Below are 15070 nucleotides of genomic sequence, written 5' to 3'. Positions count from 1 at the left end.
AATTTTCTAAGCTGCCTGTACGGCAGTGAACTGGAAGCCACATGGCATATCCTATTGTCTTACAAAGAGAAAATCAATTTCTGGGTTAAAGACCCTTTTTTCAGATAGGTTTTTATATTTCACAAAATCAATAAGTTAAAAATAGCAAAAAATAAAAGGGTCTGGAGAGATAGCTGATGAGTGCGAAGGGAAGGTTATCGGGGGCGCTTCTTCGTTTGTCTTTAACAAGGATACGGCAAGAGTCACTCTCAATATTTGAATCCGCTAACAGCCCGCTTTTCTCGCTGTCGTTTTATTCAGAAATAACACAATGAACTTTCGGAAATCGTCCGGCACAGTTTTTCTCTGACGACTGTTCTCAGGTTGGAAGCGCATTTTTTCAGCCATAAAAAAACCGGGCCTGAGCCCGGTTTCGTCATCAAAAAGAACCGCTTAATGCGCTGCTTCCGGTTTGCGCTTTTGCGCCGCCTGGAAGTCGTAGGTCAGCTCGTTTTTCTTCGCGTCGAGTGTCACCGTCACCTGACCGCCGTCCACCAGCGTGCCGAACAGCAACTCGTTGGCGAGCGGTTTTTTCAGGTTGTCCTGAATCACGCGCACCATCGGTCGGGCACCCATCGCACGGTCGTAGCCTTTTTCGGCCAGCCAGTCGCGGGCCTCCTGGCTCACTTCCAGCGACACGCCTTTCTGATCCAGCTGCACCTGAAGTTCGACAATAAACTTGTCGACAACCTGATGGATCACATCCGTTGACAGATGATCGAACCAGATGATGTTGTCCAGACGGTTACGGAATTCCGGCGTGAAGATCTTTTTGATCTCCTCCATCGCATCGGTGCTGTTATCCTGGTGGATCAGACCAATGGATTTACGCTCGGTTTCACGCACACCGGCGTTGGTGGTCATCACCAGCACCACGTTGCGGAAGTCCGCTTTGCGCCCGTTGTTATCGGTCAGCGTACCGTTGTCCATCACCTGCAGCAGCAGGTTAAAGACGTCAGGGTGCGCCTTCTCGATTTCATCGAGCAGCAGTACCGCATGAGGATGTTTGATTACCGCATCCGTCAGCAGCCCGCCCTGGTCAAAGCCCACGTAGCCCGGAGGCGCACCAATCAGGCGACTCACCGTGTGACGTTCCATATATTCAGACATATCGAAACGCAGCAGCTCAATGCCGAGCGCCTTCGACAGCTGCACGGTGACCTCGGTTTTACCGACCCCGGTCGGACCGGCGAACAGGAAGGAACCGACAGGCTTGTGATCCTGACCGAGGCCTGCACGGCTCATCTTGATGGCTTCGGTTAACGCCTCAATGGCTTTATCCTGACCAAAGACCAGCATTTTCAGGCGATCGCCCAGATTTTTCAGCGTGTCGCGATCGCTTTGCGAGACGCTCTTCTCCGGAATGCGCGCAATACGCGCCACTACGGACTCGATATCCGCCACGTTGATGGTTTTTTTGCGTTTGCTGACTGGCATCAGGCGCGCACGCGCGCCCGCTTCGTCAATCACATCAATCGCCTTATCCGGCAGGTGACGATCGTTGATGTATTTCACCGCCAGCTCCACCGCCGCACGAATCGCTTTCGCGGTATAACGCACGTCGTGGTGCGCTTCGTACTTCGGCTTCAGGCCGTTGATGATCTGTACGGTTTCTTCGACGGTCGGTTCAGTAATATCGATTTTCTGGAAGCGACGCGCCAGCGCGCGGTCTTTTTCGAAAATGTTGCTGAACTCCTGATACGTCGTGGAGCCGATCACGCGAATTTTGCCGCTGGAAAGCAGCGGTTTGATCAGGTTTGCTGCATCCACCTGGCCGCCAGACGCCGCACCCGCACCGATAATGGTGTGGATCTCATCGATGAACAGAATGCTGTTGGTATCCTGCTCCAGCTGTTTCAGCAGCGCCTTGAAGCGTTTTTCAAAATCGCCGCGGTACTTGGTGCCCGCCAGCAGCGAGCCAATATCGAGCGAGTAAATGGTGCAATCAGCGATCACTTCCGGCACGTCGCCCTGCACGATACGCCAGGCGAGCCCTTCGGCAATCGCGGTTTTCCCAACGCCGGATTCCCCGACCAACAACGGGTTGTTTTTACGCCTACGGCACAACACCTGAATGGCACGCTCAAGTTCCTTATCGCGGCCAATCAGCGGGTCTATGCCGCCCACGCGAGCAAGCTGGTTCAAATTGGTGGTGAAGTTTTCCATACGATCCTCCCCGCCTGCTTGCTCTTCAGTGTTCGGTTGGCTTCCGGAATCGGAAGACTGGCTCGGCTCGTCTTTACGCGTGCCGTGGGAGATGAAGTTCACCACGTCGAGGCGGCTCACTTCATGTTTACGCAGCAGATAGGCCGCCTGTGATTCCTGCTCGCTGAAGATAGCGACCAGCACGTTGGCACCGGTGACTTCGCTGCGACCGGAAGACTGAACGTGGAATACGGCACGCTGCAGTACGCGCTGGAAGCTAAGCGTCGGCTGAGTGTCGCGCTCCTCTTCGCTGGCAGGCAGTACTGGCGTGGTCTGTTCGATGAAGGCTTCGAGTTCCTGACGCAGCGCCACCAGATCCACGGAGCAGGCTTCCAGCGCTTCGCGGGCAGATGGGTTGCTGAGCAGAGCCAGCAACAGATGCTCGACGGTCATAAACTCATGACGGTGCTCGCGCGCTCTGGCGAAAGCCATGTTTAAACTGAGTTCCAGTTCTTGATTGAGCATAGGCACCTCCCCCAATTTGAATGCCTGAAATCAGGCCTGTTCCAGCGTACACAGCAGAGGATGCTCGTTCTCCTTGGCGTACTTGTTCACCATCGCAACTTTAGTTTCAGCAACTTCTGCGGTAAACACCCCGCAAATCGCCTTCCCCTGATAGTGAACCGCGAGCATCAACTGTGTGGCACGTTCTACATCATAAGAAAAGAATTTCTGTAACACGTCAATAACAAACTCCATTGGCGTGTAATCATCATTGAGCAAAATCACTTTATACATCGACGGCGGTTTTAGCGCATCGCGTACCTGGTCTTTGGTTAGCTGGTCGAAGTCCAGCCAGTCACGCGTCTTACCCATTGTCAGTGTTCATCTTCAGTTACGCTCCGGCGGGAAACGTCCCGTCACTGACCAGAGCCGGTTTACATTGAATCTACAGTAAAGCGTAGATAACTATCCTCTATTACTGCCATTCGCTATTCCTGCTATTCGCGACCTTGGTCACATTCCTTGCAATAGCGTTAACTGCTTCAAATTTTGGTGCATTTTTCACCATACTTCGCTATCTGTCGCTTGACGCGTTGCCTGATTTATCTAAATTGTACAGGCGAGAGTTGGCGAGGTTTTGAACAGCCCGTCGATTTCACCACCGGTTCTTTCCATCTGAAATAGAAGATTCTCGAAGGATGTCGATGTATGGAAATGGGTACTGTTAAGTGGTTCAACAATGCTAAAGGGTTCGGTTTTATCTGCCCTGAAGGCGGTGGCGAAGACATCTTCGCCCATTACTCGACCATCCAGATGGATGGTTACAGAACGTTAAAAGCCGGACAAGCCGTTCGGTTTGATGTCCACCAGGGACCCAAAGGCAACCACGCCAGCGTGATTGTCCCGGTTGAAGCGGAAGCCGCCGCAGTCGCGTAACGCTTTTGGTCCATTGTGACTATCCCCCACTCAAAATGCCAGTCCTGACGACTGGCATTTTTATGCCCGTTATTCGCGGGCCAGCGCGTCCACCGGATCAAGCCTTGCGGCGTTTCTCGCTGGCAGCCAGCCAAACAGCACGCCGGTTAGCGTCGAACAGATAAACGCCATCAGCAGCGCCAGCGGTGAAAAACCAATCCCCCAGTCAGGCAGGAACAGCTGGAGCGTAAAGGCGATCATTAGCGAAAGCGAAACGCCTAACGCACCGCCTACCAGACAAACCAGCACGGCCTCAATCAAAAACTGCTGTAGCACGTCGCGGGCTCGTGCCCCCACCGCCATACGAATACCGATTTCCCGGGTACGTTCTGTGACGGACACCAGCATGATATTCATCACCCCAATTCCGCCCACCACCAGCGAGATTATAGCCACCAGCGTTAAGAACAACTGTAGTGTATGTGTGGTCCGCTCCGCGGTTTTCAAGATGCTGTCCATATTCCAGGCAAAGAAATCTTTCTTACCGTGACGCAGCATCAGCAGCCGGGTCAGCTGCTGTTCAGCAAGCTGGCTGTCATAGCCTTCGTTAACGCGCACGGTAATGGAATTCAGCCATGACTGCCCCATAACGCGCCCGGCCATGGTGGTGTAAGGCAGCCAGACGCGCAGGATTTTACTGCTGCCAAACATGCCCTGTTTTTCATCAGCCACACCGATAATGGTAGCTGGCATATTTCCAACAAGGATGATTTCCCCTACCACGCTGGCTTTGTGCGGGAAAAGCTGGCGGCGGGTATTGCCGTCGAGCACCACCACTTGCGCACGGCTGTTAAGCTGTACGTCGTTAAAGGTATTCCCTTCGCTGAAGGTCATGCCGTAGACGTTGAAATACTGCGCGCCCACTCCTTCCACACTTGCCGACACATCCGTGTTGCCCACGCGCAAGCGGAGGCTTTTTGATACTGCGGGCGTTGCCGAACGCACCCAGGGCTGCTTCTGGATAGCGAGCAAATCGTCATATTTCAGCGCCTGCTGGTACTGCGGATCGTCGTCGCCAAAATCTTTGCCGGGATAAATATCGATGGTGTTGGTGCCAATTGCCCGGATATCTGCCAGCACCATTTGTTTAGCCGCATCCCCCACCACCACGATAGACACCACTGAGGCGATGCCGATGATAATGCCGAGCATGGTTAACAGCGTGCGCATTTTGTTGGCCGTCATCGCCAGCCAGGCCATGGTCAACGCCTCACGAAAGCCGCTGATGAACTGTCGCCATCCGGCAGTTTCAGTCGATGCCGCAATGTTTCCGGCATTTTGCCCGCCGACAAGCGGAGGCGGATTGCTGATGATCTCGCCGTCGCGAATTTCAATGATTCGTTCTGCCTGAGCCGCCACCACCGGGTCGTGGGTCACGATAATCACCGTGTGCCCCTGCGCTTTCAGCTGATGCAGGATCGCCATGACTTCTTCGCCAGAGTGGCTGTCGAGGGCCCCGGTCGGTTCATCGGCAAGAATCACCTGCCCGCCGTTCATCAGCGCACGGGCGATACTCACGCGCTGCTGCTGGCCCCCTGAAAGCTGAGACGGCTGATAATCAACGCGATCGCCAAGCCCCAGGCGCTGCAACAGCTGCTGCGCACGCTCAAGCCGCCGCTTTCGCTCCGTTCCTGCGTACACGGCCGGTACTTCCACGTTTTGCACAGCGCTTAAATGTGCCAGCAGATGGTAGCGCTGAAAAATAAAGCCGAAATGCTCACGACGCAGGCGCGCCAGCGCATCGCCATCGAGCGTGGCGACGTTCGTGCCGGCCACTTTGTAGGTACCGCTGGTCGGTTTATCGAGACAGCCAAGAATATTCATCAGCGTCGATTTGCCGGAACCTGAGGCACCGACAATCGCCACCATTTCACCGGCGTTGATGCTGAGCGTAATCCCCTTCAGCACCTCAACGCTCTGATCCCCGGAGGGATAGCTGCGGCGAATCTGGCTAAGTTCCAGCAACGCCGTCATTTCACCGCCCCTGGTTTGCTCTCACCGGTGATCACTTCATCCCCTTCCTCCAGGCCTTTCACCACTTCCACATCCGTGTCATTGCGTGAGCCGATGCTGATTTCGCGCTCTTTAACCTCACCGTTGCGCAGCAGGCGCACGTTATAGCGGTTATCTCCCGTAGCATCGCCAAGCGCCGACAGTGGAATACTCAGGACATTCGTCACGCCGGAGAGCTGAATATGCACCTGTGCGGTCATCTCCAGACGCAGCACGCCCTGCGGATTAGGCACCTCAAAACGTGCGTAATAGAAGATGGCGTCATTCACTTTTTCCGGCGTCGGCAGAATATCCTTCAGCGTGCCTTCATAACGGGTCAGCGGATCGCCCAGAACCGTAAACCACGCTTTTTGACCAGGCTTAAGATGAATCACGTCGGCTTCAGACACCTGAGCTTTCACCAGCATGGTGCTGAGATCCGCCAGCGTCAGAATGTTTGGCGCCTGCTGCGCGGCAATCACCGTCTGACCTTGCAGCGTGGTAATTTGCGTCACTTCACCTGCCATTGGGGCGAGGATGCGGGTGTAGTCGAGGTTCGTTTTGGCCGTGTCGAGCGTGGCCTGATTGCGCTTGATCTGCGCATCAATGGTGCCAATCTGCGCCTCTTTGACCGCCACATCCGTCGCGCTGGTGTCCAGATCCTGGCGGGAAATAAGCTGCGTTTTTGCCAGTTGCTGATTGCGCGCGTAGGTCACCTGCGCCAGTTTACGTTCGGCGATAGCCTGCAGGCGCTGCGCTCGCAGCTCCATCAGGGTCGCCTCCACTTCTTTGATCTGGTTTTGTGCCTGCTCCGGATCGATAACCCCCAGCAGCTGGTCTTTTTTCACCTTATCGCCAATCGCCACCGACAGGGTTTTCAGCTGTCCGCTCACCTGCGCACCGACGTCCACTTTGCGCACAGCGTCCAGCTTGCCGGTCGCCAGCACGCTTTGCTGCAGATCGCTTTTACGCACAATCAGCGTCTGGTAGTTCGGCAGCGGCGCGTTCAGCGTCCGCCACAGCCAGAATCCGGCCAGCAGAACAGCCGCAATGAGGAGCAGATACAGGCTTTTGCGCTTTCCCTTAAGCTTCATAACAATCCTAAATATGTGTTTACCGGGGATGATTGTATCTAAACATTTTCTCAACGAAACCCTGTCTTTGCCGATAGTCAGGGAGCCGTTGCATCTGCGTTGAAGGAAGCGTTGATGAAATAGCCTTTTCCTTGGGCAAGGCCTGTTTCTATGTCACTCATTGCAGAACTTTCTTACTCCGAACGCCCCACGCTGAAATCCGCCTGGCGGCTGTTTCGCCAGCTTGCAAAAGGGCAGCTGCAGCCAGGACTTGCCTGGCAGAACCCCGCGTATCGCCGCAAGTTTATGCTGCGCTCTCTGTTGACGCCATTGGCGACCACCAGGCTGCTTTCTCACCTTGCCGTTCAGCCACAGCTGGAGGCCATGCTGAATGTGCAGCCGGGTTTACCCTGCCGTATACACCGCCCCTGGATTTCCATGAATATGGCGCACCAGAATGCCGCCGAAGCCCTGATCTCACACTATCAGATTTTCGCGCAGAGATTGCCACGTCGGGTAATGAACGCCTACCTCAGCCAGGACGGCGCTACGCTTGCGACGTTGACCGGCCGTGATGCGCAGACCTTCAGCATTCGCCTGTGTGCGGACGCCATGATGGATAAAGAGGGCGAAGCGACCCTGACATTCTGCGACGCACAAGACACGGTCCTGTCTGAGCTGACGTTTACGCTGTGCCAGTTTAACGGCAAACGAACGCTTTATGTCGGCGGGATGCAGGGGGCGAAATCCCACGTGCCTCACGAGCTGATTCAGGCTGCCACCAAATCCTGCAACGGCCTGTTCCCTAAGCGCCTGCTGGTCGAAGCCGCAATGGTGCTGGGCCAGCTGATGGGAATTGAAGCCCTGCGTACGGTCAGCAATGAAACGCACATCTACCGTAACGTTCGCTATCGTAAGAAAAAACAGGACAAGCTGCACGCTGACTACAACAGCTTCTGGGCGTCACTGGGTGCAACCTTAGACAGCAACGGAGACTACCTGCTGCCGCTGGAAATGCCGCGTAAGCCGATGGAAGAGATTGCCAGCAAGAAGCGCTCGGAATATCGCCGCCGCTATGAACTGCTCGACGGCCTGCACGCGCAGACCATCAGTAGCTGTCAGCGTTAATCTGCCCGCCCGCGTGCCAGCCACAGTACGCGGGAAAACATCTTCCGCAGTAATCCCGGCACGGCCTCCACGCCACGGCGCCCCGCTTCCATTGCCACCTCAATCGCCAAATCAGGTTTCGACGATCGGTGGATTGCCTTCACGATGACCCGCCGCATATTCATCGGAATACCATCCGGGATCTGCGCTACCCGATGGTAAACGTCGTCAAACCCCTGCCGGTACATAAAGTGTTCCATATCCAGCGCAGGGAGTGCTGTCAGGTGATGCCGTTCCAGCTCGCGATCGTTATTGAGCAAGCTGCGGACCGTAGCCGCATATTTTTTTCCGGCTTCGTCGCCGTCCACCAGCACGTGCCATTCAATGCCCATTCGCCGCGCGAATTTAATCAGCGGCTTCAACCCCGATTGAGCAAACTCGATAACCTTAATTCCCTCGGCATCAAAGTGGTGCCCGCACTGACGTGCCAGTTCGTTGATAACCCAGGTCTCTGTTTCCCCTTCCACTAACAGCCAGCAGCGGGAGAACAGCGAGGAGGCACGATTAAAGCGAATGTGAAAAGCGATACGTCGACCATCCTCAGCGTTGAGTCCATCCGGCCCCAGCCGCCACGACGCAACGCGTGACGATTCGCGCACCAGACGACAGACGTGCTCAACGGGCGTCATCGACAGCAGCTCGCCGGAATTGGTGGTGGTGATACGCTGAAGCGGCAGCAGATTTAGCAGGTTCCACGCCACCGACAGCATAATCGGATGCAGCCGCGTTTCCGGATCCTCCACCAGCAACAATGGCCGCGCGTCTTTATCGAGCCGCACCGTACCCTTGGCCTGCAGCAATGTAGAGAACAGTCCCAGCAGGATCACCCGGTGGCTACGCCCGCCGGGCTTGTCGATCATCCGGTTAATGATATCGAGATAGCGCCAGCTGCGCTGCTCGTCATGAGAACGACGACGCATCAGACGATGGCGGGATTCGGCGGTGCCCTGTTCGGAAAAATAGTGCTCCAGTAGTTGCACCATCGCCGACAATCCCTGACGAATCTGCCCGTCGGACAAATTTTGCGGGCTGGTAACCAGCTCACGGGAAAGAAAATCGAGCTGGCGAGCAGTGATTTCAACATCCGGCATGTTCGGCACCGTACCGTTGCGAATTCGCCTCATAAAGCGGGCATCCCGCAGGCGCAGAACCGGCATCAGCCGCACCAGATGGCGAGCCTGAATATCAATATCGTCCAGCGGCAGCGATTCTCCCGCGCCATTAATGAAGCTACGCAGGGTCATGACGCTGTTGTCTTCCGCAAGCTCGCCCTCCAGGCGGTAATGGATACGCTGATATCCGTCCTCGCAGGGCACCCAGCAGCGTTCCAGCGGGCGATAGCGCCGCACGCGGTGGCGGCCGGGTTCCAGTTCCCGAAACGTCAGGATGATATGCAGATGGTGTTCGCGCCCCTGAATATCACCCGGCGGAAACCAGAAATCTTCGCGGACAAAATGGTAGAGATCGGATTCCGGCGAGAGCAGCAGCGTCAGCGCATCCAGCAGGCTGGATTTACCCCAGGCGTTCTCACCGATTAATACATTGTTCTGTTCGAGCATCAGCGATAAACGATTGATACCGCGAAAGCCAACAATCTCCACTCGTTCGAGAAGCATACGCCCTCCCCCTGAAAACTTCCCTTTCGTTAACAGGAGTATAGCGGCAGGCGTCTGGCGGTGATAGCCGGGCTAAAGCAATGTTACGATTAAAAGGAAGCCTTCACTCTTTCCTCGGTAAACTAATAACCACACAAATAATAACGGCTATCTATGAATTTAATCTTATACAGGATTAATCCGGAAAAAAGTAAACTACACTTATGGAACCTTATCTCTGTACAAGGAACGACCAGATATTAACTTAAATCAAAATTAACGGTTTTATTTCACTGGTGAAGGGATAGCGTTCGTTCTTAAAATATGAACGCTAAATTATGTCGTCTTCCCTTTGCGACGATAAATAAAGTCCGGTACAGGATTTCCTGTTACCGTCACTGTTATATTTTTGAGGTGGTTATGTTCAGAAAACTGGCTGCGGAATGTTTTGGTACATTCTGGCTTGTATTTGGTGGGTGCGGTAGCGCCGTACTGGCGGCAGGTTTCCCGGAATTAGGGATTGGTTTTGCAGGCGTCGCGCTGGCATTTGGTTTAACCGTACTGACCATGGCCTATGCGGTAGGCCATATTTCCGGTGGTCACTTTAACCCGGCAGTTACTTTAGGTCTGTGGGCCGGCGGTCGTTTCCCGGCGAAAGATATTATTGGTTATATCGTGGCACAGGTTGTCGGCGGCATTATTGCAGCAGCCATTCTGTATCTGATTGCCAGCGGTAAAACCGGCTTCGACGCGGCAGCAAGCGGCTTCGCCTCCAACGGCTACGGCGAACATTCACCTGGCGGCTTCTCTATGCTGTCCGCTATCGTCATTGAAATCGTGCTGACCTGCGGCTTCCTGCTGGTGATCATGGGTTCCACCGATAAGTTCGCCCCGGCAGGCTTCGCGCCAATTGCTATCGGCCTTGCGCTGACCCTGATCCACCTGATCAGCATTCCGGTGACCAATACATCAGTTAACCCGGCACGTAGCACCGCGGTAGCTATCTTCCAGGGTGGCTGGGCGCTGCAGCAGCTGTGGCTTTTCTGGGTTATGCCAATCATCGGCGGCATCCTCGGCGGCGTGCTGTACCGCACTCTGCTTGAGAAAAAATAAGCTTCTCCCATAGAATGCGCAAAGGTCCGGCAATCGCCGGGCCTTTTCTTTTTTCTGCTGGCTTTACTCCCTTGCGAGCTTTCGGTAGTGTCAGGAGCGCTTTTGCCACTCTAAAGGACCGGGTCGTTCATGTTTTCGGGATTGTTGATTATTCTTGTGCCGCTGATTGCCGGCTATCTGATTCCTCTGCGCAGCCGATCTGCGCTGCGGCTTATTAATCGCCTGCTGAGCTGGATTGTTTACGTCATTCTTTTCTTTATGGGCATCAGCCTTGCCTTTCTGGATAATCTGGCCAGCAACCTGCTCGCTATTTTTCATTATTCCGCGGTCACCATTGTGGTTATTCTGCTGTGCAATATTATTGCCCTGCTGTGGCTCGAACGCACGCTTCCCTGGCAGCATCACCACAGCCAGGAGAAATTACCCTCCCGTATTGCAATGGCGCTGGAATCATTGCAGCTGTGCGGCGTAGTACTGCTTGGTTTTTTACTGGGGCTCACCGGATGGTCCATTTTGCATCACGCCACGGAGGCCAGCGAATATACGCTAATCTTCCTGTTATTCCTGATCGGCATTCAGCTGCGTAATAATGGAATGACCCTTAAGCAGATTGTCCTGAACCGTCGGGGAATGATTGTTGCCGTAGTGGTGGTTGCCAGCTCAATGGCCGGCGGCGTCATTAATGCCTTTATTCTCGATCTGCCGCTAAAAACAGGTCTGGCTATGGCTTCAGGGTTTGGCTGGTACTCTCTTTCCGGTATTTTACTCACCGAATCCTTTGGTCCGGTCATCGGCAGCGCGGCCTTCTTTAACGATCTGGCGCGCGAGCTAATTGCAATTATGTTAATTCCCGGTCTTGTACTGCGCCACCGTTCCAGCGCTCTGGGCCTGTGCGGTGCCACCTCGATGGACTTCACTCTGCCGGTATTACAGCGTTCCGGCGGCGTGGAAATCGTTCCGGCAGCCATCGTTCACGGCTTTATTCTGAGCCTGCTGGTGCCGCTGCTGATGGCATTTTTCTCCGCGTAATACTCCGATGGCGGTACGCCCGTGCCGCCAAAATTGCGTTAAATCAATCTCCCTGTCATTTATCCGACAATTCCCTTTTCAGCGTTGCGTCACAGGCTTACCCTTAAACATGTATATTAAATATAACTTTAAAAGGTGTGACCATGTTCTGTGTGCAATGTGAACAAACGATTCGTACTCCGGCAGGCAACGGCTGTGCTTACGCGCAGGGGATGTGCGGTAAAACGGCGCAAACTTCTGACCTTCAGGATCTGCTGATTGCTACGCTGCAGGGCTTATCTGCCTGGGCCGTAAAAGCCCGCGAATACGGCATTGTCAGCCATGACGTTGATAGCTTCGCCCCACGCGCCTTCTTCTCTACCCTGACAAACGTCAACTTCGACTCCCCGCGCATCGTCGGCTACGCCCGCGAAGCCATCGCCCTGCGCGAAATGCTTAAAGCACAGTGCCTGGCAAAAGACGCCAGCGCAGCAGTAGATAACCCGATGGCTGATTTACAGCTGGTGAGCGACGATCTCGGTGATTTACAGCGTCAGGCAGAGATGTTCACCCCGAACAAAGACAAAGCGGCGATTGGCGAGAACATTCTCGGCCTGCGCCTGCTGTGCCTGTATGGGCTGAAAGGGGCGGCGGCGTATATGGAACACGCCCACGTGCTTGGCCAGTACGACAACGATATCTACGCCCAGTACCATAAAATTATGGCCTGGCTCGGTACCTGGCCTGCGGACATGAATGCGCTGCTCGAGTGCTCCATGGAAATCGGTCAGATGAACTTCAAGGTGATGAGCATTCTGGACGCCGGTGAAACCACCGCCTATGGTCACCCGACGCCAACCCAGGTCAACGTCAAAGCGGTCGCCGGCAAAGCGATTCTGATTTCCGGCCACGACCTGAAAGATCTCTACAACCTGCTGCAGCAAACCGAAGGCACCGGCGTTAACGTCTATACCCACGGTGAAATGCTGCCTGCGCACGGTTACCCGGAGCTGCGTAAATTCAAACACCTGGTCGGTAACTACGGCAGCGGCTGGCAGAACCAGCAGGTTGAGTTCGCCCGCTTCCCTGGCCCGGTGGTGATGACGTCTAACTGCATCATCGACCCGACCGTCGGCGAGTATGACAACCGTATCTGGACCCGCAGCATTGTCGGCTGGCCAAACGTCAGCCACCTCGAAGGCGATGACTTCACCCCGGTTATCGAACAGGCTCAACAGCTGGCGGGCTTCCCGTACGATGAAATCGAACATCTGATCACCGTTGGCTTTGGTCGTCAGACCCTGCTGGGTGCCGCCGACACGCTGATTGACCTCGTCAGCCGCGAAAAACTTCGTCACATCTTCCTCGTCGGCGGCTGTGACGGCGAACGCACCGAACGTAGCTACTTCACCGACTTCGCCACCAGCGTCCCTGACGACTGCCTGGTGCTGACGCTCGCCTGCGGCAAATACCGCTTCAACAAGCTGGACTTCGGGGATATCGAAGGCCTGCCGCGTCTGGTGGATGCCGGACAGTGTAACGACGCATACTCAGCCATCATTCTGGCGGTCACGCTGGCCGAAAAACTGGGCTGCGGCGTGAACGATCTGCCGCTGTCGCTGGTGCTTTCCTGGTTTGAACAGAAGGCGATTGTGATCCTGCTGACGCTGCTGTCCCTCGGCGTGAAAAACATCGTTACCGGGCCAACCGCACCGGGCTTCCTGACGCCGGATCTGCTTGCAGTGCTGAACGAGAAATTTGGTCTGCGCTCGATCACAACCGTTGAACAGGATCTGCAGCAGATGCTGTGCGCCTGAGGAGAAAATCATGACGATGCCAACTTCTCAATGCAAATGGCGGATGCAGGTGCACCACATCCAGCAGGAAACGCCGGATGTGTGGACGCTGTCCCTGCTCTGCCATGACTATTACCCGTATCGCGCTGGGCAGTATGCGCTGGTGAGCATCCGCAATTCAGCCGAAACGCTGCGTGCCTACACGATCTCCTCCACGCCGGGCGTGAGCGAATATATTACGCTGACCGTTCGCCGAATTGCCGACGGTCAGGGATCGGAATGGTTAACCCGCGACGTTAAGCGCGGTGACTATTTGTGGCTCTCCGACGCACAAGGTGAGTTTACCTGCGACGATAAACCTGCTGACAAGCTGCTGTTGCTGGCGGCGGGCTGTGGCGTTACGCCGGTGATGTCGATGCGTCGCTGGCTGGCAAAAAACCGTCCTGAAGCCGATGTGCAGGTCATTTTCAGCGTTCGTTCGCCAGAAGACGTCATTTTTGCCGATGAGTGGCGTAACTATCCGGTCACTCTGGTGGCGGAAAACAATGCCACTCACGGTTTTGTGGCAGGTCGCCTGACCACCTCACTGCTGGAATGCGTGCCGGATCTGGCTGCCCGTACGGTAATGACCTGCGGCCCTGCGCCCTATATGGATTGGGTGGAAGAGCACGTGAAGGCGCTTGGCGTGACGCATTTCTACAAAGAGAAATTCTTCACGCCCGTTGCCGAAGCGGCGACCAGCGGCCTGAAATTCACCAAACTGCAACCGGCGAAGGAGTTTTATGCTCCGGTGGGCACCACGCTGCTGGAGGCGCTGGAAAGCAATAAAGTACCGGTGAATGCCGCCTGTCGCGCTGGCGTGTGCGGAAGCTGCAAAACCCGCGTGGTCAGCGGTGAGTACAGCGTCACCAGCACCATGACGTTGACGGATGAAGAGCAGAAGCAGGGCTATGTGCTGGCCTGCTCCTGCCATCCTCAGGGTGATTTAGTCCTGGCCTGATCAAAATACCCGGCAGCACTGCGTTTTCTTGGCCTGCGGCATCTCAAACCGTAGGCCGGGTTAGCTCCGGCAAAAAATCCCTGCGGCCAGCCTCACCGCGGGGATTTTTAATTCCATTTTGACTGACTTCCCAGCGCATAGCGCCCTGCCCCCAGACAGGCAATAGCCAACGCCGCCACGAAATAAAACACCAGGCTTTCAATGGCCCACGCCCCCACCGCATCAAGCGCGAAGGTCTGGCCGGTCCCTACCATCAGCCACGCCACCACCATCGTCAACGCCAGCACAAGTGCACAAGGTCGGGTCAGAATGCCGAGAATGATAAGGCACGGCGCAATCACTTCCCCCACCAGCACGCCGTAGGCAATAAACCCCGGCAGCCCTTTTGCTACCAGCATACTGCTGATGCCGTCAACGCCATGAAAAAGCTTATGCAGACCGTGAAACAGCATTAACCCGCCAACCGCCAGACGCAGCAACAACCTGCCAAAATCGTCTTTCGCCGCAGAACGGCGGCTATCCATTAACAATGATTTAACCATTTGACCTTATTCCTTATTTTCCCTGTACCCAAACCAGCCTATGCTGAAGAATCGAACAAATAAACCTGCTGAAAATAAGGGGATTTTGGCGCGCACGCCAGTGAGTTTCATCTAAGCTTGT

At 55.1% G+C, this 15070-nt stretch carries 12 protein-coding genes and 1 CRISPR repeat array (1 of these 13 only partly in view); of the genes, 6 read left to right on the top strand and 6 right to left on the bottom strand.

The window, feature by feature from the left end:
• A CRISPR array of direct repeats spans positions 1 to 32; the repeat unit is 29 nt; it reaches 417 nt to the left of the window's first position.
• Positions 33 to 432: 400 nt separating this feature from the next.
• Positions 433 to 2709 carry an ATP-dependent Clp protease ATP-binding subunit ClpA gene (clpA, locus tag AB1287_RS07105; protein ID WP_435617358.1) on the bottom strand — a complete coding sequence of 759 codons (2277 nt, stop codon included), beginning with the start codon at positions 2707 to 2709 and terminating at the stop codon, positions 433 to 435.
• 30 nt (positions 2710 to 2739) lie between these two features.
• Positions 2740 to 3060 (bottom strand): ATP-dependent Clp protease adapter ClpS, encoded by a 321-nt coding sequence (gene clpS, locus AB1287_RS07100; RefSeq protein WP_312628955.1) that lies wholly within the window; start codon positions 3058 to 3060, stop codon positions 2740 to 2742.
• 336 nt (positions 3061 to 3396) lie between these two features.
• Here clpS and cspD point away from each other — a divergent pair, with 336 nt between their 5' ends.
• Positions 3397 to 3624 (top strand): cold shock-like protein CspD, encoded by a 228-nt coding sequence (gene cspD, locus AB1287_RS07095; protein ID WP_312628953.1) that lies wholly within the window; start codon positions 3397 to 3399, stop codon positions 3622 to 3624.
• Positions 3625 to 3693: 69 nt separating this feature from the next.
• Here the strand turns inward: cspD and macB are convergent, their stop codons facing one another.
• Both macB and macA read right to left on the bottom strand, forming a co-directional pair.
• Positions 3694 to 5637, bottom strand: coding sequence for a macrolide ABC transporter ATP-binding protein/permease MacB (gene macB, locus AB1287_RS07090; RefSeq protein ID WP_435617357.1), 1944 nt, complete (start codon positions 5635 to 5637; stop codon positions 3694 to 3696).
• Positions 5634 to 6749 (bottom strand): macrolide transporter subunit MacA, encoded by a 1116-nt coding sequence (macA, locus tag AB1287_RS07085; protein WP_435617356.1) that lies wholly within the window; start codon positions 6747 to 6749, stop codon positions 5634 to 5636. Before macA ends, macB begins: the two co-directional genes overlap by 4 nt.
• 150 nt (positions 6750 to 6899) lie before the next feature.
• Between macA and AB1287_RS07080 the strand changes: the two genes are divergently transcribed.
• Complete coding sequence (locus AB1287_RS07080) at positions 6900 to 7856, top strand: VirK/YbjX family protein (RefSeq protein WP_435617355.1); 957 nt, start codon at positions 6900 to 6902, stop codon at positions 7854 to 7856.
• Here AB1287_RS07080 and AB1287_RS07075 read toward each other — a convergent pair.
• Positions 7853 to 9511, bottom strand: coding sequence for an ATP-dependent endonuclease (locus AB1287_RS07075; RefSeq protein WP_435617354.1), 1659 nt, complete (start codon positions 9509 to 9511; stop codon positions 7853 to 7855). The genes AB1287_RS07080 and AB1287_RS07075 overlap by 4 nt on opposite strands.
• Before the next feature lie 399 nt (positions 9512 to 9910).
• On the opposite strand from AB1287_RS07075, the gene aqpZ reads away from it, so the two are divergent.
• The 4 genes from aqpZ (at position 9911) to hcr (ending at position 14407) form a co-directional block, all read left to right on the top strand.
• Positions 9911 to 10603, top strand: a complete 693-nt coding sequence (gene aqpZ, locus AB1287_RS07070) for an aquaporin Z (RefSeq protein ID WP_312628945.1) — start codon at positions 9911 to 9913, stop codon at positions 10601 to 10603.
• Between the two features lie 129 nt (positions 10604 to 10732).
• On the top strand, positions 10733 to 11632 hold the full coding sequence (locus AB1287_RS07065) for a lysine exporter LysO family protein (RefSeq protein WP_312628943.1): 900 nt from the start codon (positions 10733 to 10735) through the stop codon (positions 11630 to 11632).
• 143 nt (positions 11633 to 11775) lie between these two features.
• Positions 11776 to 13428, top strand: a complete 1653-nt coding sequence (hcp, locus tag AB1287_RS07060) for a hydroxylamine reductase (RefSeq protein ID WP_435617353.1) — start codon at positions 11776 to 11778, stop codon at positions 13426 to 13428.
• Between the two features lie 10 nt (positions 13429 to 13438).
• A complete protein-coding gene (gene hcr / locus AB1287_RS07055; RefSeq protein WP_435617352.1) occupies positions 13439 to 14407 on the top strand; it encodes an NADH oxidoreductase in 969 nt (322 codons plus the stop codon).
• A gap of 107 nt (positions 14408 to 14514) precedes the next feature.
• Here hcr and AB1287_RS07050 read toward each other — a convergent pair whose 3' ends face one another.
• A complete protein-coding gene (locus tag AB1287_RS07050; RefSeq protein WP_435617351.1) occupies positions 14515 to 14949 on the bottom strand; it encodes a DoxX family protein in 435 nt (144 codons plus the stop codon).
• Between the last annotated feature and the right edge of the window lie 121 nt (positions 14950 to 15070).

Origin of the sequence: Scandinavium sp. UTDF21-P1B, from assembly GCF_040750395.1 — a bacterium.
Lineage (GTDB): Bacteria > Pseudomonadota > Gammaproteobacteria > Enterobacterales > Enterobacteriaceae > Scandinavium.
This window is presented reverse-complemented; position numbering and strand designations above follow the sequence as displayed.

Bases quoted from the DNA above. Each gene is read 5' to 3' on its own strand.
- hcr (WP_435617352.1), top strand. From the start codon at position 13,439: ATGACGATGCCAACTTCTCAATGCAAATGGCGGATGCAGGTGCACCAC.
- AB1287_RS07075 (WP_435617354.1), bottom strand. From the start codon at position 9,511: ATGCTTCTCGAACGAGTGGAGATTGTTGGCTTTCGCGGTATCAATCGT.
- macA (WP_435617356.1), bottom strand. From the start codon at position 6,749: ATGAAGCTTAAGGGAAAGCGCAAAAGCCTGTATCTGCTCCTCATTGCG.
- AB1287_RS07050 (WP_435617351.1), bottom strand. From the start codon at position 14,949: ATGGTTAAATCATTGTTAATGGATAGCCGCCGTTCTGCGGCGAAAGAC.
- aqpZ (WP_312628945.1), top strand. From the start codon at position 9,911: ATGTTCAGAAAACTGGCTGCGGAATGTTTTGGTACATTCTGGCTTGTA.
- clpA (WP_435617358.1), bottom strand. From the start codon at position 2,709: ATGCTCAATCAAGAACTGGAACTCAGTTTAAACATGGCTTTCGCCAGA.
- AB1287_RS07065 (WP_312628943.1), top strand. From the start codon at position 10,733: ATGTTTTCGGGATTGTTGATTATTCTTGTGCCGCTGATTGCCGGCTAT.
- clpS (WP_312628955.1), bottom strand. From the start codon at position 3,060: ATGGGTAAGACGCGTGACTGGCTGGACTTCGACCAGCTAACCAAAGAC.
- macB (WP_435617357.1), bottom strand. From the start codon at position 5,637: ATGACGGCGTTGCTGGAACTTAGCCAGATTCGCCGCAGCTATCCCTCC.
- cspD (WP_312628953.1), top strand. From the start codon at position 3,397: ATGGAAATGGGTACTGTTAAGTGGTTCAACAATGCTAAAGGGTTCGGT.
- AB1287_RS07080 (WP_435617355.1), top strand. From the start codon at position 6,900: ATGTCACTCATTGCAGAACTTTCTTACTCCGAACGCCCCACGCTGAAA.
- hcp (WP_435617353.1), top strand. From the start codon at position 11,776: ATGTTCTGTGTGCAATGTGAACAAACGATTCGTACTCCGGCAGGCAAC.